At 72.0% G+C, this 22,332-nt stretch carries 22 protein-coding genes; 7 read left to right on the forward strand and 15 right to left on the reverse strand.

Annotated elements, in window-relative coordinates:
• Nucleotides 1–99 precede the first annotated feature (99 nt).
• From ACFZDA_RS13375 to ACFZDA_RS13430, 12 genes are all read right to left on the reverse strand, one after another.
• Nucleotides 100–1,167 (reverse strand): polyprenyl synthetase family protein, encoded by a 1,068-nt coding sequence (locus ACFZDA_RS13375; protein WP_391079431.1) that lies wholly within the window; start codon nucleotides 1,165–1,167, stop codon nucleotides 100–102.
• A 65-nt stretch (nucleotides 1,168–1,232) separates the two neighbouring features.
• Nucleotides 1,233–2,645 (reverse strand): hydroxysqualene dehydroxylase HpnE, encoded by a 1,413-nt coding sequence (hpnE, locus tag ACFZDA_RS13380; protein WP_391079434.1) that lies wholly within the window; start codon nucleotides 2,643–2,645, stop codon nucleotides 1,233–1,235.
• Complete coding sequence (locus ACFZDA_RS13385) at nucleotides 2,642–2,914, reverse strand: DUF6380 family protein (protein WP_391079437.1); 273 nt, start codon at nucleotides 2,912–2,914, stop codon at nucleotides 2,642–2,644. Before ACFZDA_RS13385 ends, hpnE begins: the two co-directional genes overlap by 4 nt.
• Complete coding sequence (hpnD, locus tag ACFZDA_RS13390) at nucleotides 2,911–3,861, reverse strand: presqualene diphosphate synthase HpnD (protein WP_391079440.1); 951 nt, start codon at nucleotides 3,859–3,861, stop codon at nucleotides 2,911–2,913. The genes ACFZDA_RS13385 and hpnD overlap by 4 nt, the downstream gene beginning before the upstream one ends.
• Nucleotides 3,858–4,760, reverse strand: coding sequence for a squalene synthase HpnC (gene hpnC / locus ACFZDA_RS13395; RefSeq protein ID WP_391079443.1), 903 nt, complete (start codon nucleotides 4,758–4,760; stop codon nucleotides 3,858–3,860). Before hpnC ends, hpnD begins: the two co-directional genes overlap by 4 nt.
• A 359-nt stretch (nucleotides 4,761–5,119) precedes the next feature.
• The gene (locus tag ACFZDA_RS13400) at nucleotides 5,120–5,899 is read right to left on the reverse strand and encodes an ATP-binding cassette domain-containing protein (RefSeq protein ID WP_391079446.1); all 780 of its coding nucleotides are present in this window, start codon (nucleotides 5,897–5,899) and stop codon (nucleotides 5,120–5,122) included.
• Nucleotides 5,892–6,821 carry an ABC transporter permease gene (locus ACFZDA_RS13405; protein ID WP_391079448.1) on the reverse strand — a complete coding sequence of 310 codons (930 nt, stop codon included), beginning with the start codon at nucleotides 6,819–6,821 and terminating at the stop codon, nucleotides 5,892–5,894. The genes ACFZDA_RS13400 and ACFZDA_RS13405 overlap by 8 nt, the downstream gene beginning before the upstream one ends.
• A 115-nt stretch (nucleotides 6,822–6,936) precedes the next feature.
• Nucleotides 6,937–7,809: a glycosyltransferase gene (locus tag ACFZDA_RS13410; RefSeq protein ID WP_391080137.1), complete on the reverse strand. Its 873-nt coding sequence runs from the start codon at nucleotides 7,807–7,809 to the stop codon at nucleotides 6,937–6,939.
• A 5-nt stretch (nucleotides 7,810–7,814) separates the two neighbouring features.
• Nucleotides 7,815–8,594 (reverse strand): CDP-alcohol phosphatidyltransferase family protein, encoded by a 780-nt coding sequence (locus ACFZDA_RS13415; protein ID WP_391079451.1) that lies wholly within the window; start codon nucleotides 8,592–8,594, stop codon nucleotides 7,815–7,817.
• A complete protein-coding gene (locus tag ACFZDA_RS13420; protein WP_391079454.1) occupies nucleotides 8,572–9,633 on the reverse strand; it encodes an iron-containing alcohol dehydrogenase in 1,062 nt (353 codons plus the stop codon). The genes ACFZDA_RS13415 and ACFZDA_RS13420 overlap by 23 nt, the downstream gene beginning before the upstream one ends.
• Nucleotides 9,621–10,373 (reverse strand): sugar phosphate nucleotidyltransferase, encoded by a 753-nt coding sequence (locus tag ACFZDA_RS13425; RefSeq protein WP_391079457.1) that lies wholly within the window; start codon nucleotides 10,371–10,373, stop codon nucleotides 9,621–9,623. The genes ACFZDA_RS13420 and ACFZDA_RS13425 overlap by 13 nt, the downstream gene beginning before the upstream one ends.
• Nucleotides 10,370–12,175: a DUF5941 domain-containing protein gene (locus ACFZDA_RS13430; protein WP_391079460.1), complete on the reverse strand. Its 1,806-nt coding sequence runs from the start codon at nucleotides 12,173–12,175 to the stop codon at nucleotides 10,370–10,372. Before ACFZDA_RS13430 ends, ACFZDA_RS13425 begins: the two co-directional genes overlap by 4 nt.
• A gap of 278 nt (nucleotides 12,176–12,453) precedes the next feature.
• Between ACFZDA_RS13430 and galE the strand changes: the two genes are divergently transcribed.
• The 3 genes from galE (at nucleotide 12,454) to idi (ending at nucleotide 15,415) form a co-directional block, all read left to right on the forward strand.
• Entirely contained in the window at nucleotides 12,454–13,443 is a 990-nt protein-coding gene (galE, locus tag ACFZDA_RS13435; RefSeq protein WP_391079463.1) for a UDP-glucose 4-epimerase GalE, read from the forward strand.
• 138 nt (nucleotides 13,444–13,581) lie between these two features.
• Nucleotides 13,582–14,520, forward strand: a complete 939-nt coding sequence (locus ACFZDA_RS13440; RefSeq protein ID WP_391079465.1) for a cation diffusion facilitator family transporter — start codon at nucleotides 13,582–13,584, stop codon at nucleotides 14,518–14,520.
• 301 nt (nucleotides 14,521–14,821) lie between these two features.
• A complete protein-coding gene (gene idi / locus ACFZDA_RS13445; RefSeq protein WP_391079467.1) occupies nucleotides 14,822–15,415 on the forward strand; it encodes an isopentenyl-diphosphate Delta-isomerase in 594 nt (197 codons plus the stop codon).
• 22 nt (nucleotides 15,416–15,437) lie between these two features.
• On the opposite strand, the gene ACFZDA_RS13450 is transcribed toward idi, so the two are convergent.
• Nucleotides 15,438–15,944, reverse strand: a complete 507-nt coding sequence (locus ACFZDA_RS13450; RefSeq protein ID WP_391080140.1) for an ATP-binding protein — start codon at nucleotides 15,942–15,944, stop codon at nucleotides 15,438–15,440.
• A 218-nt stretch (nucleotides 15,945–16,162) separates the two neighbouring features.
• On the opposite strand from ACFZDA_RS13450, the gene ACFZDA_RS13455 reads away from it, so the two are divergent.
• Nucleotides 16,163–16,912 (forward strand): enoyl-CoA hydratase-related protein, encoded by a 750-nt coding sequence (locus ACFZDA_RS13455; protein ID WP_391079470.1) that lies wholly within the window; start codon nucleotides 16,163–16,165, stop codon nucleotides 16,910–16,912.
• On the opposite strand, the gene ACFZDA_RS13460 is transcribed toward ACFZDA_RS13455, so the two are convergent.
• On the reverse strand, nucleotides 16,905–17,540 hold the full coding sequence (locus tag ACFZDA_RS13460; protein ID WP_391079471.1) for a DJ-1/PfpI family protein: 636 nt from the start codon (nucleotides 17,538–17,540) through the stop codon (nucleotides 16,905–16,907). The genes ACFZDA_RS13455 and ACFZDA_RS13460 overlap by 8 nt on opposite strands.
• A 28-nt stretch (nucleotides 17,541–17,568) precedes the next feature.
• The gene (locus ACFZDA_RS13465) at nucleotides 17,569–18,528 is read right to left on the reverse strand and encodes a DJ-1/PfpI family protein (protein ID WP_391079474.1); all 960 of its coding nucleotides are present in this window, start codon (nucleotides 18,526–18,528) and stop codon (nucleotides 17,569–17,571) included.
• A 112-nt stretch (nucleotides 18,529–18,640) separates the two neighbouring features.
• Here ACFZDA_RS13465 and ACFZDA_RS13470 point away from each other — a divergent pair, with 112 nt between their 5' ends.
• From ACFZDA_RS13470 to ACFZDA_RS13480, 3 genes are all read left to right on the forward strand, one after another.
• The gene (locus tag ACFZDA_RS13470; RefSeq protein WP_391079477.1) at nucleotides 18,641–19,510 is read left to right on the forward strand and encodes a hypothetical protein; all 870 of its coding nucleotides are present in this window, start codon (nucleotides 18,641–18,643) and stop codon (nucleotides 19,508–19,510) included.
• A gap of 120 nt (nucleotides 19,511–19,630) precedes the next feature.
• Nucleotides 19,631–19,762, forward strand: coding sequence for an LPFR motif small protein (locus tag ACFZDA_RS13475; RefSeq protein ID WP_391079480.1), 132 nt, complete (start codon nucleotides 19,631–19,633; stop codon nucleotides 19,760–19,762).
• A 143-nt stretch (nucleotides 19,763–19,905) separates the two neighbouring features.
• Nucleotides 19,906–22,296: a helix-hairpin-helix domain-containing protein gene (locus ACFZDA_RS13480; RefSeq protein ID WP_391079483.1), complete on the forward strand. Its 2,391-nt coding sequence runs from the start codon at nucleotides 19,906–19,908 to the stop codon at nucleotides 22,294–22,296.
• Nucleotides 22,297–22,332 lie beyond the last annotated feature (36 nt).

Genomic DNA, 22,332 nt, shown 5'->3' on the forward strand with positions numbered 1-22,332 from the left:
CAAGGTGTGCAGCTGCTGTGGGTCCGCCGTCGGCCGGTGCTCCGTGGTGTCTCGCGGCACCGGCCGGCGACTACGCGAGGGCTATTCGACCGATAGTGATCATCTCTTTCGTACGACGACGAAGTCCGCGAGGGCCGCGAACTGCTCCCGTACCCGGTCGGGCATGTCGACGGCGTCGAGGGCTTCGATGGCGATGGTGTGCTGACGGCGTGCCTCGTCGGCGGTCCATTCGCGGCCGCCCGCCTCCTCGATGAGGGCGGCGCGGGCCGCGAACTCCTCCTCGGAGAAGTTCTCGAAGTCGCTGGCCTTGGCGTCGGCGGCGAGGATCTCGCCGAGCCGCTCGGAGGCGGGGCCGCCGGCCGCGAGCGCGGCGACGACCGGCAGGGACTTCTTGCGCTGGCGCAGGTCGCTCCAGGTCTGCTTGCCGGTGGAGTCCGGGTCGCCCCAGATGCCGAGGAGGTCGTCGACGGCCTGGAAGGCGAGGCCCAGGTGGTAGCCGTACTTCTCCAGCGTGTCGGCGGTGCGGTCGTCGGCGCCGCCGAGGACGGCGCCGATGGAGCTGGCGCAGGCGAGCAGGGCGCCGGTCTTGTTGCCCTCCATCTCCAGGCACTCCTCGACGGTGACGCGGTCGCGGTGCTCGTAGGAGATGTCCTGGGCCTGACCGTCGATCAGGGCACGGGTGGCGGTGGTCAGGCGGCGGGTGGCGCGGCCGGCCTCGACGGTGCCGAGTTCGAGGAGCACCTCGCCCGCGAGGGCGAACAGGGCGTCGCCGACGAGGATGGCCTGGGCGGGGCCGTGCACCTTCCAGACCGTGTCGCGGTGGCGGCGCTGTTCGTCGCCGTCCATCAGGTCGTCGTGGAGGAGGGAGAAGTTGTGGACCAGCTCCACGGCTACGGCGCCGGGGATGCCGGTCTCGGGGGCGGCGGACATGACCTCGGCGGACAGCACCGCGAGGGCGGGGCGTACGGCCTTGCCGCCGTCCCCGTCCGCGGGCCTGCCCTGGGCGTCGATCCAGCCGAAGTGGTAGGCGGCAACAGTGTCCATGGGAGGTGCCAGGCGGTCGATGGCCGCCCGCAGTACCGGAGTGGCCAGGGTCCGGCCGCGCTCCAGGAGCGCGGTCACGTCCACCGCCTCGGCAGTCTTCGAGGCCGGGGGCACAGTGGGCACAGTCTCTCCTCTTGTTGCGGTACCGGGGGTGCGGGGGCCGCCTGCCGCGCTGTCCTGTGCGAGCATCACGCCGCCTCCTCGAACGCGAAGAGGTGCTGTGGGCGGGGCCGGCCCAGGGCGCCGAGCACGGCGTCCGCCGCGCCGACTCCACTGCGGACCGCACTCTCCATGGTCGCGGGCCACCCGGTGGCGGTCCACGCTCCGGCCAGGTACAGGCCGGATGCCTTGGTGCGGGCGCCGGGCCTGAGGCGCCCGACGCCGGGGGTGGGAGCGAACGTCGCGGTGCGCTCCCGGGTGACGAAGAAGTCCTTCACCGCGGCGCCGCGGGCCGGCGGCAGCAGCCGCTCCAGCTCGGGCAGGTACCTCTCGCGCAGCACGGCCACGGGTTCGTCGATCTCGTCCTGGGCCACCGACTGCGACAGCGCGAGGTACTGCCCCTCGCGCAGTCCGGACGCCTCGGTCCGGTCGAAGACCCACTGCACCGGGGTGCCGAGGGCGGCGAAGAACGGCCGGGCGAGCACCTTGCGGTCGTAGACGACATGGATGTTGAGGATCGGCGCGGTGCCGATCTGCAGGAGCCGCTCCGGCGCGTCGAGGGCGCCGGCGGGCAGCAGGTCGTGCGCCTCGCGCTGCGGTACGGCGAGCACGACGGCGTCGGCCTGGAGCGTCTCGCCGGGCACCCGGACGCTCCACCCCCCGTTCCCGTTCTCGGAGACGGAGGTGACGCGGGTACGGACCTCGGTGCGGACGCCGGCGGAGTCGAGCGCCTTGCGGGCCAGCCGGTCGTGCAGGTCGCCGAGCGGGACCCGCGCCCAGCCGATGTCGGCCGCGCCCGGGTCGGACAGCAGGCCGGTCTTGAACACCATGGCGGCGAGCCCCAGGGAGGCGTCGCCCGCGACGGCGTTGAGGGTGGCGACCCCGACCAGGTCCCACAGGGCCTCGATGGCACGTTCCGACTGGCCGTGCGCGGCCAGCCAGCTGCCGAAGTCCTGCGTGTCCAGGGCCGGATCGGCGAGGTCGAGCCCCTTGAGCGCGAGTGCGGCCCGGCCGACCTTGGCGCGGTCGGCGAGCGACAGGTGCGGATACGTGGCGAGGCTGCGGCCCAGGTGCAGGGGGACGGGAAGGGCGTCGCGGCGCAGCCTGCCGAGCCGCCGCCCCGCGGGCCGCGCGGCGTCCAGGACGGGCACGTCGAGCCGGTCCTGGAGCGGGGCCATTGCCGCGCCCTCGATGCGGTCGAGGAACCAGCGGTAGGCGGTGCAGCAGCGCAGGTAGACATGCTGTCCGTTGTCGACGGTCAGCTCGCCGCGCTGGAAGGAGAAGGCCAGGCCGCCGAGTCTCGGCCTGCCCTCCAGCAGGGTGACGCGCACGCCGGCGTCGGCGAGCGCGAGCGCGGCGGTGATGCCGGCGAGCCCGCCGCCCACCACGACGGTGTGCCGCCGGCCGGCGACCGGTCCCCGGGGTCCCGTGCCTTGGGTCATCGTGCCCCCTCCCCTGCGCGGCGGCGGCCGTCCTGCTCGAATGATCGGCGACCGACCGTCTCCGTCAGGGACGCGGGCCCACAACGGAGGGTTGCCCGCCACTTGTCTCCGGCGGTGTGGCCGGGTGGGGTGCCGTGCCCGCGCTCGGCCGCCGGGGTCACACGGGTGCGACCGCCCGGCCCGGCATCCCGCGCCGCTGCCGGGCAGCGGGGGCCCGCACCCGCGGCGCGGGGGGTGGTGGCGTCGTGCTGGACCGGTTCCCTCGTCACGCGCGCCTCCTGACGGTCCGTCGGGTCACGTGGCGGGTGTCCAGGCCCGACAGGCCGCGCACGGCGACGTAGGCCTTCTCCCGGCCGGGCAGGGAAACGCGGCCGCGCAGCACGGCCTCCGGGTCGCGCTCGATGCGGTCGAGGAGGCGGCGGTAGATGCCGGCCATGGCGGCGACACACGCGCCGCTGCGCCGGTCGAGCATGGGGAGCAGCCGGTAGCCCTCGGCGAAAAGAGCGCGGGCCCGTCGCACTTCGAAGTGCACGAGGCCCGCGAAGTCTGAGCCCTCCGGTGGCCGTGGCCCGAAGAAGCCTGCCGAGCAGCCGAATTTGGCGAGGTCGTCGGCGGGCAGATAGGTGCGCCCGCCCACGGCGTCCTCGCGTACGTCTCTCAGGATGTTGGTGAGCTGGAGCGCGAGGCCGAGTGTGTCGGCATACTCCGGCGCGCGGTCGACGCCGCGTGCCCCTGGTTCCGTGCCGAACACACCGAGGGAGAGCCGCCCGATGGCCCCCGCCACACAGCGGCAGTACACCTTGAGGTCGTCCCAGGTCTCGTACGTCTCGCCGCGTACGTCCATCAGGACGCCGTCGATGAGCTCGTCCAGGCCGCCGAGCGGGATCGGGAAGTGCCCGGCGGCGTGCGAGAGGGCGACGGCGACCGGGTCGGTGTCGTCCTCGGCCACCTCGTCCTCGCGGATCCGGGTGAGCAGCGCCCGGGTCTCCTCCAGCCTGGCCACCTTGACCTCGTCGGCGAGCGCACCGTCACCGATGTCGTCGACCCGCCGCGAGAACGCGTACAGCGCCGACATCGCACGGCGCTGGGGCGTCGGCAGCAGCCGGATGCCGTAGGCGAAGTTACGGGCCTGCCGCCCGGTGACGGCCTCGCAGTAGCTGTAGGCGGCGAGTACCGGTGGGGACGCGTGCGGTTCCGACTCCACGGTCCGGATCACCCCTCTCCTCGCAGAGTCACGCCCACCTCACGCAGCAACCGGACCTTGCCGGGCTTGGGCGGGCCGGGAAGTACGTCGTAATCGGCGGCGGCGATCGCACGGACGGCCGCCCTTCCTCCCGCCACGAACCCTGCGAGCAGCAGCTTCAGCCTGCCGTGGACGCTACCCACCAGGGGGGCGCCTTCATTCAGGAGATCCCGGGCCCTTTGCGTTTCGTACGCAATCAGCGCACGGACCGACGCTCCCGCGGATTTCGTGGCGAGGTCCGCCTCTTCGACGTGAAAGCGCTTCATGTCGGCGGCGGGCAGGTAGATGCGGTCGCGGCCGAGGTCCTCGGCCACGTCCTGGAGGTGCTCGACGATCTGGAGGGCCGTACAGATCATGTCGGAGCGGCGGATCCGCTCGGGCGTCGAGGTACCGGTGACGGCGAGGACGAGACGGCCGACGGGGTTGGCGGAGAGCTCGCAGTAGGCGAGGAGGTCGTCGTAGGTCTCGTACCGGCCGACCAGCTGGTCCTGGCGGTTGGCGGCGATCAGGGCGAGGAACGGCTCGGGGGTCAGGCAGCGGCGGCGCACGGTCGGCTGGAGGCGGCGCAGCAGGGGGTGACGCGGGGTGGCGCCGAAGACCCTGCGCAGGTCGGCTTCGAAGGCGTCCAGCAGGACCAGCCGGTCCTGCGCCTGCTGCGGCGACACGCCGAGCAGCCGGGCGTCGGCGCCGCCGGGGGCCAGGTCGCCGTCGCCGATGTCGTCGACGAGGCGGGCGAAGCCGTAGACGGCCATGAGGTCGGTGCGCCAGGCCCGGGGCAGGAAGAACGGGGCCACCGGGAAGTTCTCGCCCGCGGCCTTGTCGAGCGTGCCCCGCTCCGGGTCGAGGGCGCGCGCCGTGCCGGTTCCCGTCACCGCCGGCTGCCCGGCGCGAGGACGGCACGTGCTGCGTGGAGCTGGGGAGTTTCCGTAGCCATCGCCGTCACATCTCCCGTTCTACACTGCCGACCCAATACACACTATTTCGGACACGCCGCCCAGCCGTCCGCACGGCGGTGCGACGAACGATGTCGCGCATTATCGCCCTGATTGCCGCGTTTCGGGACCGGTACAGCTTACGTTGTACAGCGCATCGAGGATCGCCAGGGTGTCCCGCGCATCACGAGAACACACCGATTGGCCCCAAGATTCCTAAGAAGTGCCGGAGTTGACGCTTCTTTTGCATACGCGGGGCCCCACCGGAACAGTTCCGGCGGGGCCCTGGCCTGGCCGGACTACTTGCCGGTGAACTTCTCGTACTCCTTGAGCACCTCGTCGGTCGGGCCGTCCATGCGCAGCTCGCCGCGTTCCAGCCACAGGACGCGGTTGCAGGTGTCGCGGATGGACTTGTTGTTGTGGCTGACCAGAAACACCGTGCCGGCTTCCTTGCGCAGCTCCCGGATGCGGTCCTCGGAGCGCTTCTGGAACTTGCGGTCACCGGTGGCCAGGGCCTCGTCGATCATCAGGACGTCGTGGTCCTTGGCCGCGGCGATGGAGAAGCGGAGCCGGGCCGCCATGCCGGAGGAGTAGGTGCGCATGGGCAGGGTGATGAAGTCGCCCTTCTCGTTGATGCCGGAGAAGTCGACGATGTCCTGGTAGCGCTCCTTGATCTCCTCCCGGGACATGCCCATGGCGAGCCCGCCCAATATGACGTTCCGCTCGCCGGTGAGGTCGTTCATGAGAGCCGCGTTGACCCCGAGCAGCGAGGGCTGGCCGTCGGTGTAGACCTTGCCCTGCTCGGCGGGGAGCAGACCGGCGATGGCGCGCAGCAGCGTCGACTTGCCGGAGCCGTTGGAGCCGATCAGACCGATGGCCTCGCCGCGGTAGGCGACGAAGGAGACGCCTCGTACGGCGTGCACCTTGCGTACGCCGCGCTCCTCGCCACGCTTGAGGATGCGGCTGAGGGCGGCGGTGGCGCTGCCCTTGCCGCTCTTGGCGCCGTTGACCCTGTAGACGATGTGCAGGTCGTCCGCGATGACGGTGGGGATCCGCTCGTCCTGCTTCGGCTCAGCCACGGCCGTACCTCTCCTCCGCCTTCCAGAAGTACACGAAGCCGCCCAGGGCGAACAGCACGGCCCAGCCGCCCGCGGCCGCCCAGACGTGGTCCGGCAGGTACCTCTGGTCGTACTCGTCGATGAGGGCGAAACGCATCAGGTCCATGTAGATCGCGGCCGGGTTCCACTGGAGGACGTTCGCGATCCAGTCCGGCTTGTCCTGGAGGAAGATCGGGATGGAGAACATCACCCCGGACCCGTACATCCACGTCCGCATCACGAACGGCATCAGCTGCGCGAGGTCCGGGGTCTTGGCGCCCGCCCGGGCCATGATCAGCGCGAGGCCGGTGTTGAAGCAGAACTGGAGGACGAGCACCGGCACGATCAGCACCCAGGACAGGTCCGGGTAATGACCGAAGCCGATCGCGACGGCGAACAGCACGATCATCGAGAACAGCAGCTGCTGGAGCTGCTGGAGCGCGAAGGAGATCGGCAGCGAGGCGCGCGGGAAGTGCAGGGCGCGGACCAGGCCGAGATTGCCGGAGATCGCGCGCACGCCCGCCATCACCGAGCTCTGCGTGAAGGTGAACACGAACACGCCGGTGACCAGGAACGGGATGTACACCTCGCGGGGCAGACCCCGGTCGGCCTCCAGGAGCAGGCCGAAGATGAAGAAGTACACGGCCGCGTTCAGCAGCGGTGTGGCCACCTGCCACAGCTGGCCGAGCTTGGCCTGGCTGTACTGGGCGGTCAGCTTCGCGCGGGAGAAGGCGAGGATGAAGTGCCGCCGGTCCCAGAGCTGACGGACGTACTCGATGAGGGACGGCCGGGCGCCGCTCACGCTCAGCCCGTACTTGGCGGCGAGCTCCCTCGCCGTGAGTCCCTCGTCGGGCGCCGCGGGCGCGTTGACCGCGACCGTGGCGTCGTGCGTTGTCTCACTCACTAGTGGAAACTTTCGTCTTCGAGATGCGCGGCCTGTCCGGGCCTGCATGAGCCGGGGGCCAGGGTACGGCCCGGGTGCTCTCGGGTGGTCCCGGATACTCCCGGATACGAGCTTGTCAGATGACGGGGGGCCGGCCCAGCCGGGTCAGCCGCCACACCGTACGCCACTTCATGGGACGGCGTGGCCCGCACGAGGTGGTCCAGCCCTCGCGGAACCCGCCGAACCAGGCCCGCAGGGCGGAGCGGGAGGGGCGGCGTACCAGGGTGAGCAGCAGCCACACGCCGAGGTAGACGGGGACGAGCGGCGCGGGGAGGTTGCGCCGGGCGAGCCAGACGCGGTTGCGGGCGACCATACGGTGGTAGACCGCGTGCCGTGAGGGGGCGGTCGTCGGGTGGTACAGCACCATGTCGGACCGGTAGTCGATCATCCAGCCCGCGTCGAGGGCCCGCCAGGCGAGGTCGGTTTCCTCGTGGGCGTAGAAGAACGCGTCCGGGAGGCCGCCGACATCGGCGAAGACCCGGGTGCGCACGGCGTTGGCGCCGCCGAGGAAGGTGGTGACCCGGGAGGAGCGCATCGGGTCGGCGGCGCGCAGCCGGGGGACGTGGCGGCGCTGGGTGGCGCCGGTGTCCGGGTCGGCTATGCGGAAGCTGATGATGCCGAGCTTCGGGTCGGACTCGAAGGCCTTGCGGCACAGCTCGGCGGTGTCGTGGCCGGCGAGCAGGCCGTCGTCGTCGAGGAACAGCAGGATGTCGACGTCCCGGCCGGCCGGGCCGAAGGCCTCGATGCCGACGTTGCGGCCGCCGGGGATGCCGAGGTTCTCGGGCAGTTCGATCGTGCGGACGCCCTCGGGGACGTCGGGGACGGGCGAGCCGTTGCCGACGACGACCACCTCGACCGGGTCGCCGTCCTGCCCCGCGACCGAGTCGAGCAGGGCGCGCAGCTCGTCGGGGCGGTTGCCCATGGTGATGATGACGGCGCCGACCTTCATACCGCTCACTTCAGCCTGCTCGAAGCGAGGATCGACACCAGGTGCAGCAGGGTCTGCACCAGCGCGATGCCGGCCAGCACGGCCACGCCGAGCCGGGAGAAGAACAGGTCGCCGCGGACCTGGTCGGCGATGGCCAGGACGAGGATCAGCAGGGACGCCTCGATGCCGAGGATCAGGCGGTGGAACTTGAGCGCGGCGGCGGCCCTGCGGGCCAGCGCCATGCCGGAGGAGCGGATCTCGGCGGCGGCCTCCTGGACCGGCGGCTTTCCGGACTGGTGCCGGGCGACGCCGACGAGGTCGGTCTCGGCCTTGATCAGGATGGCGCCGAGCGCGGCCAGGGTGCCGAGGAAGGCCCACAGCCAGTCGATCCGGCCGCTGCCCCACAGGTCGGCGGCGCGCAGGCCGAAGCCGGTGAGCACCGCGGCGTCCGTGAGGTAGGCGCCGACGCGGTCCAGGTACACGCCGTCCAGCGAGTACTGCTTCTTCCAGCGCGCGATCTCGCCGTCGACGCAGTCCAGCAGGAGGTACATCTGGACGCACACCACGCCGAGCACGGCGCCCGGGATCCCCGGCACGAGGAGTGCCGGGGCCGCGAGTACACCGAAGACGGTCATCAGGTAGGTGAGCTGGTTGGGCGTGACCCGGGTGTTGACCAGGTAACGGTCGACCCGCAGGGACACCTCACGCATGTAGAGGCGTCCCATCCAGTGCTCACCGCTGCGCCGGTCCTTCACCCCCGCGGGGTGAACGACGGGGCGTAGTTCAGCTACCGATGGCCTTGACATAGTCGGTGTAGGTGTCCTTGATCTGTTCGGTGTTCAGGTCGAGGTGTTCGAGGATGGTGTAGCGGCCGGGCCGGGTCTCAGGGGCGAACTCGACGGCCTTGACGAACTCGTCCGTCGTGAAGCCGATCTCGTCGGGCAGCACGGGCAGCCCGTGCCGGCGCAGCACCTCGGCCATGTACGCCGACTGTTCGTGCGCCCCGCGCAGCCACATCGCGAAGGCCGCGCCGAGACCGCACTGCTCGCCGTGGGCGGCGGCCCGCTGGGGGTAGAGCAGGTCGAAGGCGTGGTTGATCTCGTGGCACGCCCCGGAGGACGGCCGCGAGTCGCCCGACACCGACATCGCGATGCCGCTGAGGACCAGCGCCTCGGCGAGCACCTGGAGGAAGTCGTTGTCCCCGATGCCGCCCGGGTGCCGCAGCACGGCCTCGCCGGCCTGGCGGGCCATGGCCGCGGCGAGTCCGTCGATCCGCTCGCCCTTGACGCGGGCCGCGAGCTCCCAGTCGGCGATCGCCGAGATGTTGGAGACGGCGTCGCCGATGCCGGCGCGCACGAAGCGGACCGGGGCCTCACGGATGACGTCCAGGTCGATGACGACCGCGATCGGGTTCGGCACGCCGTAGGAACCGCGGCCCGCGTCGTTGTCGAGGGTGGCGACCGGCGAGCACAGACCGTCGTGCGCGAGGTTCGTGGGCACGGCGACCAGGGGCAGGCCGACGCGGGCCGCGGCGAACTTGGCGCAGTCGATGATCTTGCCGCCGCCGAGGCCGACGACCGCGTCGAAGTGGCCGGCCTTTATGTCGCTCGCCAGCCGGACCGCGTCGTCGAGGGTGCCGCCGCCCACCTCGTACCAGGTGGCGCCGGGCATGCTCGGCGAGATGCGCTCGCGCAGCCTGGCGCCGGAGCCGCCGCTGACGGCGACGGCGAGGCGGCCGGAGTGCGAGATGCGCTCGTCGGCGAGGACGCACGCCAGGTCGTCGAGGGCCCCCGGGCGGATGTCCACGACCAGCGGCGAGGGGATGAGCCGGGTCAGTACTGGCATGCGATCTCCCGTCCACGGGCGAGATCGTCGTGGTTGTCGATCTCCACCCACTTGACGTCGCCGATCGGCGCCACGTCGATACGGAAGCCGCGGTTGACCAGCTCCTGGTAGCCGTGCTCGTAGAACTGCTGCGGGTCGGTCTCCCACACGGTCTTGAGCGCGTCGGCCAGTTCGGCGGCCGCTTCGCCCTCGATGAGGGTGACGCCGATGTACTCGCCGGTGGCCTCGGCGGGGTCCATCAGCTTGGTGATCTTCGTCATGCCCTTGGCGGGGTCGACGACGACCTTCATCTCCTCGTCGGCCAGGTCCTTCACGGTGTCCAGGGCGAGGATGATCTTCTTGCCGTCGCCGCGGGCGGCGAGCAGCGTCTTCTCGACGGAGACCGGGTGGACGGTGTCGCCGTTGGCGAGGATCACACCGTCCTTGAGGGCGTCACGGCCACACCACAGGGAGTAGGCGTTGTTCCACTCCTCGGCCTTGTCGTTGTCGATGAGGGTGAGCTTGAGTCCGTACTTCTTCTCCAGCGCTTCCCTGCGCTCGTACACGGCTTCCTTGCGGTAGCCGACGATGACCGCGACCTCGGTCAGACCGATCTCGGCGAAGTTGCCGAGGGTCAGGTCCAGGACCGTCGGTTCGCCCTCTATGCCCGCGGTCCCCACCGGCACCAGCGCCTTGGGAAGGCTGTCGGTGTAGGGGCGCAGACGCCGTCCGGCGCCGGCCGCCAGCACGAGGCCGATCATGCGGGTTCTCCTTCATCGTGTACGGCGGGCGCCCCAGCGGACACCCAGAAGCGGATGCTCTCGACGAGCACCACCAGGGCCACGGCCACGGCGAGGACCGTGAGCGCGACCGTGAACTGCGAGGCGGTGAGCAGCGCGGCGAGGACGGTGACGAGCAGCGTCCGTCCTTCGTGCCCCCCGATGGAACGCACCAGCCAGGACGGGGGCGCTCCGGCGTTGCCGCGGATGCGGTACACCGTGTCGTAGTGATGGTAGGCGACCGCGGCCACCAGCCCGAAGGCCGCGGGAAGGGCTCCGTTCACGTCGGCTTTCGCCGCCAGGACGAGGACGGTGCCGTATTCGGCGGCGCGGAAGATCGGGGGGACGAGCCAGTCGAGGGGGCCCTTGAGGGGGCGGGCGACGGCGAGGCCGGAGGTGAGGGCGTAGGCGAGTGCGGCGGCGATCGGCCAGGGTCCGCCGAAGCCGGTCAGCGCGGCCGTGAGCACCACGGCGAGACCGCCGAGGAGGGCGAGTGCGGGGGTCGCGAAGCCCGGCAGCCCGCGGGCGGGCTTCTTGAGGGCCTGCGCCACGCCTTGGGCGAGCGGGCCGCTGTCCGCGAGGTCGGCGAGCGCCCCGGCCGCCCGGTCGGTCCGCTGGGCCCTGCGCGTCAGTGACCGCAGCACCCGGCCCGCCGTCGTGTACGTCGCCGCGAAGGCGCAGCCGATGAGCAGCGCGTAGAAGGTGATGCGGGGTGTGGTGGCCGCGGTGAGCACGGCGATCATCGCCCAGCGCTCGCCGATGGGCAGGACGATCATGCGGCGTACCCAGACCGTCCAGCCGACGCTGTCGAGCTTGTCCGAGAGGGCGGCGGTGGGGCTGGTGTTGGCGGTGGCGTCGTGGTTGGCCTCGTTGAAGGAGAAGTCCACGACGTGCCGGCAGGTCTGCAGGACCATGGCGCCGAGGGCGAGTGCCCAGACGTCGTCGCCGCCGCGGGCCGCTCCCAGGGCGAGACCGGCGTAGTAGGCGTACTCCTTGGCCCGGTCGAAGGTGGCGTCGAGCCAGGCGCCGAGCGTGGAGTACTGCAGGGAGTAGCGGGCGAGCTGGCCGTCGGTGCAGTCCAGCACGAAGGAGGCGATCAGCAGGACGCCGGCCGCGACGAAGCCGCCGCGGGCGCCGGTGGCCGCGCAGGCCGCCGCTATGAGGGCGGTGAGCAGCGAGGCGGTGGTGACCTGGTTCGGGGTCAGGCCGCGGCGGGCGCACCAGCGGGCGATGTACCGGGAGTACGGGCTGATGCAGTAGGTGGTGAAGAAGCCGTCGCGGGACTTCACGGCCGACTTCAGGCGTACGGCCTCGTCGTCGACGTCCGCCACCGCCTGCCGTGCCTCGTTGCGGGCCTGGGGGTCGGCGGGTACGGCGGCGACGAGGCTGCCCAGTTCGGGGCGGTGCACCTCTGTGCCGTCGGTGTCCAGGGCGGTGACGATGCGGTCGGCGAGGCTGTCGACCAGGGTGGTGCCGCCGCCCGCGGAGTGCTCACGGGCCATCGCCCGGGTCAGGGCCTGGCGGCCGGCCGGCTGGGCCGTGACGGCGCCGGGGATCGCGGCGAGCGGGAAGCGGGGGTCGGTGAGCCCGAGGCGCAGCGCGTGCACGTGCCCCACGAACCGGGCGTCGACCAGGGCCACGCGCTCCTCGCCCGGCACCCCGGCCAGCAGGGTCTCGGCCTCGGCGGCGTCGGCCGCGACCCGCACGTCGAAGCCGAGGGACCGCAGATCGCCCTCGATCGACGATCCGGGGACCGGCTGACCGGTGAGGATGGCGGTCGACAACCGAATTCACTCCCTGGGTACCGACGCGTCCGCGCCAGTGCTGTACATGGTGGGGGCGCCCGCGCCGGAAAGCTCCCGGGCGGCATGTCGGCAGAGGCTATCGGATGCCGGGAGGGCCGCGTTCACCGCCTGTTCGGCAGATGGATCGACGTGGTTCGCACAGGCCTTTGCCGCGATCATCATCGTGGATCCGGGGCCCGCCCCACAAACCGTGCCCCCAGACCGGACATCGAGGACATCGGGCAGGGCCCGGCCGGGTCCGCATAGGGTGGGCGACCATGACTTGGCTGATCACCGGCGGGGCCGGCTACATCGGGGCCCACGTGGCCAGGGCCATGAGCGAGGCCGGGGAGCGCGTCCTCGCCCTGGACGACCTCTCGGCCGGGGTCCCCGCGCGGCTCCCGGCGGACGTACCGCTCGTCGAGGGCTCCTCGCTCGACGGTGACCTGCTGAAACGGGTGTTCGCCGAGCACGGTGTGACGGGTGTGGTGCATCTCGCGGCGCGCAAGCAGGTCGCCGAGTCCGTCGCGCAGCCGACGCGGTACTACCGGGAGAACGTCGGCGGTCTGGCGACCCTCCTGGAGGCGGCCGCCGGGGCCGGGATCGAGCGCTTCGTGTTCTCGTCGTCGGCGGCGGTGTACGGCGACCCGGGTGTGGGCCTCATCACGGAGGACACGCCCTGCGCGCCGGTGAACCCGTACGGCGAGACCAAGCTCGCGGGCGAGTGGCTGGTGCGGGCGGCGGGCCGGGCGCACGGGATCTCCACCGTATGTCTGCGCTATTTCAACGTGGCGGGCGCCGCCGCGCCGGAACTGGCCGACACCGGCGTCTTCAACATCGTCCCGATGGTCTTCGACCGGCTGACGCGCGACGAGGCGCCCAGGATCTTCGGCGACGACTACCCGACCCCGGACGGCACCTGTGTCCGTGACTACATTCACGTCGCCGATCTGGCCGAGGCGCATCTCGCGGCGGCCCGGCGGCTCGACGGCGGGGGCGTCACGGGCGATCTGACGGTCAACATCGGCCGGGGCGAGGGCGTCTCGGTGCGCGAACTCATCACGGTCATCGGCGAGGTCACCGGCGACCGCCGGCCGGCGCTGGTGGAGGGCCGCCGCCCCGGGGACGCGCCGCGAGCGGTCGCCTCGGCGGCCCGGGCGGCGGAGGAACTCGGGTGGACCGCGCGGCGCGGGGTGCGCGAGATGGCCGAGTCGGCCTGGCGCGGCTGGCTGCTGCACCACGGCTCCCGATCCACTGAGGGCGCCTGACCTGCGCATCGTTTCCGCAGGTCAGGGCAGATGACAACGGTGTTCAGTGCCGCGTTGCGCATACCCCCTCCCCGTAGTTCACTGGGGTGCCCGAGCACGATCAGACGCACAAGCGACGGACACCGGAGGGCGGCTTTCATGGGGGCTGGGCACGATCACGGGCACGCGCACGGCGCGGCGGCCGACGGTACGGCGACCTCGGCGTACCGCGGCAGGCTGCGGGGCGCGCTGGCGATCACGCTCGGCATCGTGGTCGTCCAGATCGTCGGCGGGCTGCTCGCCGACTCGCTCGCGCTCGTCGCGGACTCGGCGCACATGGCGACGGACGCGCTGGGGCTGGGCATGGCGCTGCTCGCGATCCGCTTCGCGAACCGGCCGCCCAGTGACCGGGCCACCTTCGGCTACGCCCGTGCCGAGATACTCGCCGCCCTGGCCAACTGCCTGCTGCTGCTCGGGGTCGGCGGGTACGTCCTGTACGAGTCGGTCCAGCGCTTCGTCACTCCGGCGGACACCGAGGGTCACCTCGCTGTCGTGTTCGGTGTCATCGGCCTGGTCGCGAACATGGCGTCGCTGGCGCTGCTGATGCGCGGCCAGAAGGAGAGCCTGAACGTCCGCGGCGCGTTCCTGGAGGTGGCGGCGGACGCCCTGGGTTCGGTCACGGTGATCGTCTCCTCCGTGGTGATCATGTTCACCGGCTGGCAGGCCGCCGACCCGATCGCCTCGCTCGTCATCGCACTGATGATCGTGCCGCGCACGGTGAAGCTGCTGCGCGAGACCCTGAACGTCCTGCTGGAGGCGGCGCCCAAGGGTGTCGACATGGCGGAGGTGCGGGCCCACATCCTGGCGACCGACGGGGTGGAGGACGTCCACGACCTGCACGCCTGGACGATCACCTCCGGCATGCCGGTGCTGTCGGCGCACGTCGTCGTCAGCTCGGACGTGCTCAGCGCGATCGGCCACGAGAAGATGCTCCACGAGCTCCAGGACTGCCTCGGCGGCCACTTCGACGTGGAGCACTGCACCTTCCAGCTGGAGCCGGGCGGGCACGCGGAGCACGAGGCACGCCTCTGCCACTGACCCGCTCGCTTCCGGGACCTCTGGGGCTGATGACGCTGGTGGGGCGTGTTCAGCTGAGTGTGCGCCGGGGTACGCAGCCCGCCGGCGCGCGCCCGCGCCCTGGCGCTCACCGCACCGGCGGGGACGATTTCCGGCCCACCGCGCCGGGCACGATCCCCTACTGGGTCCCTCTCGCGGTGTCCGAGCGACACCGTCCGCCCTCCGCGCCACCGCGCGGGACATGCGGGCGCGTCGCGAAGTGCCGGGAGTGCCGGATTCGTACGGCAGACTTGGGGCGCGAAGACCGATGTGAAGGATGGGTATGCCGATCACACCTGCCACCGCGACGCACAGCCCGTCGAACGGCACCGCAGACGCGATTTTGCTGGAACTGGTCGACGAGGACGGCGTGACGATCGGCACCGCGGAGAAGCTCGCCGCCCATCAGCCACCCGGGCAGTTGCACCGCGCGTTCTCCGTGTTCCTCTTCGACGAGTACGGCCGGCTGCTGCTCCAGCAGCGGGCGCTGGGCAAGTACCACTCCCCCGGTGTGTGGTCGAACACCTGCTGCGGCCACCCCTACCCCGGTGAGGCGCCCTTCGCGGCGGCGGCCCGGCGGACCTACGAGGAGCTCGGCGCCTCCCCGTCCCTGCTCGCCGAAGCGGGCACGGTCCGCTACAACCACCCGGACCCGGAGTCCGGTCTGGTGGAGCAGGAGTACAACCACCTCTTCGTCGGCATGGTGCAGGCCGTGCTGCGGCCGGATCCCCAGGAGGTGGCGTCGACGGCGTTCGTGACCCCGCCCGAGCTGACGGAGCGGCACGCCAAGGACACGTTCTCGTCCTGGTTCATGACCGTCCTGGACGCGGCCCGGCCGGCGATCAGGGAGCTGACCGGCACGTCGGCCGGCTGGTGACGACGGCCCCCGCGGACACGCCCTAGGGGAAGCGCCCGGGTTTGAGCGGCAGGGTGGCCCAGATCACCTTGCCGCCGCTCGCGGTGTGGTCGACCTCGCACATCCCGCCCGCCTCCCGGGTGATCTCGCGCACCAGCAGCAGTCCGCGGCCGCCGGTCCGGCCGTGGTCGGTCTCCAGTGCGCTCGGCCGGTACGGGTGGTTGTCCTCCACGGACACGCGCAGCCACTCGGCGCCGACGGCCAGTTCGACGGCGATGGTCGGCGAGAGCACCGCCGCGTGCTTCACGGCGTTCGTCACCAGCTCCGAGACGATCAGCAGCAGCCCCTGGGCCAGGTCGTCCGAGACGGGCACCCCCTGACGCAGCAGCAGGTCCCGTACGGCGTGCCGCGCCTGCGGCACCGAGGCGTCGACCGCCGGTGCGGTGAACCGCCAGACACCTTCGTACGGCAGCGGATCCGCGGGCCCGGGGCCGAGGGGCGCCGCGCCGCCCTCTGGGCGTGGGCCGAACCCACGCCCGTCGTCGTCCATCGTCCGGTCGCCACCCTCGCGCTCGATTGTCGCCACACCCCGAGTGTTGGTAACGATGCGCTCCCCACCCCAGGGCTGAACAGAAGTCAGCAACTATCGAGCACTTATGACCGTTGGCGTATGACACGGTCAGTTGTGGGACTGGTCCTGTCCCTCTTGTGCCGTCTCGGCGAACTATTCGGGTTGTACGGGTTTGGCATCCGGATAGCATCCGGCGCATGGAGCCGCAGTTGCTGTACAGCGTGACCGAGTCGGTCGCGACGGTCGTCATCCGCCATCCCGAGAAGCGCAACGCCATGACGGCCGCGATGTGGCGTTCCCTGCCGCCGCTGCTGGAGCGGCTCGCCGGCGATCCGGCCGTGCGGGCGCTGGTGCTCACCGGCGAGGGCGGGACGTTCTGCGCCGGGGCCGACATCTCGACGCTGCGGGACTCGCCGCAGGAGGCGCAGCGGCTGGCCGTGGCGGCCGAGGAGGCGCTCGCCGCGTTCCCGAAGCCGACGCTGGCGGCGGTGCGCGGGCACTGTGTGGGCGGCGGGGCGCAGTTGGCGGCGGCCTGTGATCTGCGGTTCGCCGAGGAGGGCGCGCTGTTCGGGGTGACGCCGGCGAAGCTCGGCATCGTGTATCCGGCGTCCTCGACGAGGCGGCTGGTGTCCCTGGTCGGTCCGGCCACCGCCAAGTACCTGCTGTTCTCGGGCGAACTGGTCGACGCGCAGCGGGCGCTGCGCACCGGACTGGCCGACGAGGTGCTGCCCGAGGGTGAACTGGACGAGCGGGTCGCCGGGTTCGCCCGGGTCCTGGTGTCCCGTTCGCAGCTGACGCAGGCCGCGGCCAAGGAGTTCGCGAACGGCAGCACGGACCGCGACGCCCACTGGGCCGCGCGGGCCCGCGAGAGCGGCGACACCGCGGAGGGCGTCGCCGCGTTCCTGGAGCGCAGACAGCCGCGGTTCGGGTGGAGTGTCCCTAGGTGAGGATGACGCCGGAGTGCGAGCGGACCAGGTCGACGAGGTGCGCGGGCGCCTTCTCGGGTGATCCGGCGTCGTAGGGCGGCTGTGGGTCGTACTCGGTGGCGAGCTGGACGATCTGCGCGTGGGTGTCGCCCGCGATCCGGCCGAGCAGGGTCAGTCCCATATCGATGCCGGCGGAGACGCCGGCCGCGGTGACGTACTTGCCGTCGGTGACGACCCGCTCCCCCGTCGGCTCGGCGCCGTGGCGCTTGAGCTCCTCCAGGGCGAGCCAGTGTGAGGTCGCGCGGCGGCCCCGGAGGAGTCCGGCGGCACCGAGCAGCAGGGAGCCGGTGCACACGGACGTCGTCCAGGTACTGCCGGCGTCGGCGGAGCGCAGCCAGGTGAGTAAGGGGCCGTCCGCCGCCAACGGGAGCGGGCCGGGGCTGCCGGGGACCACGATGATGTCGGGGTTCGGCACATCGGCCAGGGCCCGGTCGGCGACGAGGGCGAGGTTGCCGGACTCGTTCCGTACGGGGCCGGCCTCCTCGGCGACGAAGACGGTCTCCGCGTCGGGGAGCCGGCCGAGGGTCTCGTAGGGGCCCACGGCGTCGAGGGCGGTGAAGCGGTCGTAGAGGACGATGGCGATCTGCATGGGACCCTTCCGGTCGGTTGTGGTGGGTTCAGGACGTCGTCGCGGTACGGAAGCGGCGGCGGTACTCGGCCGGGGGCGTGCCCAGAGCCTTGACGAAGGCACGGCGCATGGCCTCGGGGGTGCCGTAGCCGCTGGTGCGGGAGATCTCCTCGATGCCGTCGGCGGTGTCCTCCAGCAGACGGCGGGCGTGTTCGAGGCGGACCCGGTCCACGTACCGGCCCGGCGTCATACCGGTCTCCGACCGGAAGGCGCGGGCGAAGTGGCGGGGCGACAGGCGGGCGCGCGCGGCGAGGGCCTCGACGGAGAGGTCGGCGTCGGGGCGCTCGGTGATGAAGCGCTGGACGTCCCTGAGCGGCTCGCGGTGTGCGGTCTGGGCCGCGAGCTGGGCGCTGAACTGGGCCTGGTTCCCGGGCCTGCGCAGGAACACGATCAGGTGGCGGGCGATGGTGAGGGCGGCGTCCCGGCCCAGATCCTCCTCCACCAGGGCCAGGGCGAGGTCGATGCCGGCGGTGACACCGGCCGAGGTGGCGATGTGTCCGTCACGGACGTAGACGGGGTCGGGGTCGATCTCGACGGCCGGGTGGTCGCGGGCGAGCCGGTCGCAGTACGCCCAGTGCGTGGTGGCGCGGCGGCCGTCGAGGAGGCCGGCCGCGGCGAGCACGTACGCGCCGGTGCACACGGAGACCAGCCGGGCGGCGCGCGGCCCGTGCTCGCGCACCCAGCCGACCAGGCGCGGGTCGGGGCGCAGGGAGCCCGTTCCGCCGGGGACGAGGAGGATGTCCGGGTCGGGCGCGGTGGCCAGGGACACGTCGGGGACGAGGGTCAGACCGCTGGTGGTCCGTACGGGCGCGCCGTCGAGGGACGCCGTGCGGATCCGGTACGCGCCCGGCGAGAGCAGGTCCGCGCCCGCGAAGACCTCCACGGGCCCGGTGACGTCGAGGCTCTGCACGCCCTCGAAGAGGACGGCGAGAACGGTGCGCTGGGCCATGCCGTCGATTCTTCGGGGGCCAGGAGATGGCCGCAATGACGAGTTCCCCACCTTTCCTGCCATGAGAGGCACGACCATGGAAGGCATACCAAGCGGTTGGTAACCTGCCGGCATGACGACTGCCGCCCTTGAGCCGCGCGCCGGCCGACGCTGCCACAACGTGCTCAACTCCCTGCACTCCACGCACTACTTCTCGCCCGACGTGGGCCGGGAACTGCGTGCCGTCGGGGTCAGCGATCCGCGGGCCGTGAACTTCGCCGTGCGCGCCGCCGCCCTCGGGCCGGTCGGGGCCGGAACCGTGGCCGCGGCCTTCTACAACTACAAGTACGAGCTCGTGGCCCGGCATGTGCCGGCGGTGTGGGAGACCGCGGCGCCCGGCCAGGTGCTGGCGGCACGCGCGCGTGCGGTCGACGCGACGCTGCGCCGCCTGCTGGGCGAAGAGGCCGTGGCGTCGGCCGAGATGGCCGAGGCCGCACGGCTCGCGCTGCGCGCCGCCGAGGCCTGTTCACGCGGGGCGCGGCCCCTGTACGCCGCCCACGCCGACCTGCCCGTCCCCGAGGAGCCGCATCTCGCGTACTGGCATGCGGCGACCCTGCTGCGCGAGCACCGGGGCGACGGGCATCTGGCCGTGCTGATGTCCGCGGGACTGGACGGGCTGGAGGCCATGGTGACCCACACGGCGACGGGCAAGGGCATGACACCGAAGTGGGTGTTCAGCACCCGCGGCTGGAGCCAGGAGGACTGGGACGCGGCGACGGGCCGGCTGTGTGAGCGCGGGCTGCTGGACGCGGCCGGCGAGCTCACCGAGCGCGGTGTCGCCCTGCGCGAGGAGATCGAGCGGGAGACGGACCGCCTGGACCGGGCCCCGTACGAGCACCTGGGCGCGGCGGGAGTGGCCCGGCTGACCGAGCTGGGCGCGGCGTTCGCGCAGGCGGCCCTCCAGGCCGGGGCCTATCCGGCGGATCTGCTCGGCAAGCGCTGACCGGGCGCGGTCCAGGGCCCCGGGCACACATGTGGTCGGCCGTGACGCATGGTGAGGTCTTGGTGAGGTACCCGGTCCTCTCCCGGCCGCTGCGGCCGGGAGAGGAGAAAGGGGAATCACGTGTTCCGTGCCATCGCAGACGTGCTGCGCCAGATCGGCGGCGCCATCGCCACCGTCGTGACGCTGCCCTTCCGGGCCCTGGCCCGGCTCTTCGGCGGTGCTTCGTCCTCCGCCCGCGGACACCGGGTGTGAGCTGCGGGGTCTGAAGCCGCAGAGTCAAAACCGCGGGGTTCCGACCACGACCGTCCCGACCTGCCGGTGCCGCCCTGACCCCCGAGTGTCGGTGTCACCTGCCACAATTGCCGCGCAACCTCAGTGAGAAGGCGGTACGGGACGTGACGACACCCGGGTCCCTCGAAGCAGGGTCCATCGAAGGCAGGATCGCCGAGGAGCTCGGCGTACGGGAGCGGCAGGTCAGGGCTGCCGTGGAGCTGCTCGACAGCGGTTCCACGGTGCCCTTCATCGCCCGCTACCGCAAGGAAGCGACCGAGATGCTCGACGATGCGCAGCTGCGCACCGTCGAGGAGCGGCTGCGCTATCTGCGGGAGCTGGAGGAGCGGCGGACGGCGATCCTGGAGTCCGTGCGCGAGCAGGGGAAGCTCACCGATGAGCTCCAGGCCCGGATCCGGGGCGCGGAGACCAAGGCGCGCCTGGAGGACATCTACCTCCCGTACAAGCCCAAGCGGCGCACCAAGGCGCAGATCGCGCGCGAGGCCGGTCTCGAGCCGCTGGCGGAGGGGCTGCTCGGCGATCCGGCCGTCGAGCCCCTCGCCGCGGCCGCCGCGTTCGTCGACGCCGACAAGGGCGTGGCCGATCCGCAGGCGGCCCTCGACGGCGCCCGGGCGATCCTCACCGAGCGGTTCTCGGAGGACGCCGACCTGATCGGCGAGTTGCGCGAGCGCATGTGGGTGCGCGGGCGGCTGGCCGCCAAGGTGCGGGAGGGCAAGGAGGAGGCGGGCGCGAAGTTCGCCGACTACTTCGACTTCGCCGAGCCCTTCACGGAGCTCCCCTCGCACCGCATCCTGGCGATGCTGCGCGGCGAGAAGGAGGAGGTCCTCGACCTCGTCCTGGAGCCCGAGGAGCCGACCGACGGCCCGTCGTCGTACGAGGGGATGGTCGCGCACCGGTTCGGGATCGCCGACCGGGGCCGGCCGGGCGACAAGTGGCTGCTGGACACGGTCCGCTGGGCCTGGCGCACCCGCATCCTCGTCCACCTCGGCATCGACCTGCGGCTGCGGCTGCGCACGGCCGCCGAGGACGAGGCGGTGCGGGTCTTCGCGGCGAACCTGCGCGACCTGCTGCTCGCCGCCCCGGCGGGCACGCGTGCGACGCTCGGCCTGGACCCCGGTTTCCGTACGGGGGTGAAGGTCGCCGTCGTCGACGCGACCGGCAAGGTCGTCGCCACGGACGTCATCCACCCGCACGTCCCGGCCAACCGCTGGGACGAGGCCATCGCCAGGCTGGCCCGGCTCGCGAAGGAGCACGCGGTCGAGCTGATCGCCATCGGCAACGGCACGGCGTCCCGCGAGACCGACAAGCTGGCCGGTGAACTCATCGCGAAGCACCCGGAGTTGAAGCTCACCAAGGTGATGGTGTCGGAGGCCGGCGCGTCCGTGTACTCGGCGTCCGCCTTCGCCTCCCAGGAGCTGCCCGACATGGACGTGTCGCTGCGCGGTGCCGTGTCGATCGCCCGGCGGCTCCAGGACCCGCTGGCCGAGCTGGTGAAGATCGACCCGAAGTCGATCGGTGTCGGCCAGTACCAGCACGACCTGTCCGAGGTGAAGCTGTCACGTTCGCTGGACGCGGTGGTGGAGGACTGTGTGAACGGCGTGGGCGTGGACGTCAACACGGCGTCGGCCCCGCTGCTCTCCCGGGTCTCCGGCATCACCTCCGGGCTCGCCGAGAACATCGTGGCGCACCGGGACGCCAACGGGCCGTTCAGCTCCCGTGGCGAGCTGAAGAAGGTGGCGCGGCTGGGTCCGAAGGCCTACGAGCAGTGCGCGGGCTTCCTGCGGATCCGCGGCGGTGACGACCCGCTGGACGCCTCCAGCGTGCACCCGGAGGCGTATCCGGTGGTCCGGCGCATGGTGAAGACCGCCGGGCAGGAGGTCGCGGGGCTCATCGGCAATACGGCGGTGCTGCGCTCGCTGAAGCCGCAGGACTTCGTGGACGAGACGTTCGGTCTGCCGACCGTCACCGACATCCTCAAGGAGCTGGAGAAGCCCGGCCGCGACCCGCGTCCGGCCTTCAAGACGGCCTCCTTCAAGGACGGTGTGGAGAAGATCTCGGACCTGTCGTCCGGGATGGTCCTGGAGGGCGTCGTGACGAACGTCGCCGCGTTCGGCGCGTTCGTGGACGTCGGCGTCCACCAGGACGGTCTGGTCCACGTGTCCGCGATGTCGAAGACGTTCGTCAAGGATCCGCGGGACGTGGTGAAGCCCGGGGACATCGTCAAGGTGAAGGTCCTCGACGTCGACATCCCGCGCAAGCGGATCTCGCTGACGCTGCGCCTGGACGACGAGGCGGCCCCGCAGGGGCAGGGCGGCTCCGGTGAGCGCCGGCAGCGCGGTGGGCGTCCGCCGCAGCAGCGGCAGGGCGGCGGCGCCGGGCGCCGTGGTGGCGGTGGGGGCGGCGGTTCGCGTCAGGCGCCGCCGCCTGCCAACGGGGCGATGGCCGACGCCTTGCGCCGCGCTGGGCTTGTCGACCCGGGCAAGGGGCGCCGCTGACGGCTCCGCCGGGGGGCCTTGGGGAGCTGCGGGTCC

Source organism: Streptomyces sp. NPDC007991, from assembly GCF_042958445.1.
Taxonomy (GTDB): domain Bacteria; phylum Actinomycetota; class Actinomycetes; order Streptomycetales; family Streptomycetaceae; genus Streptomyces.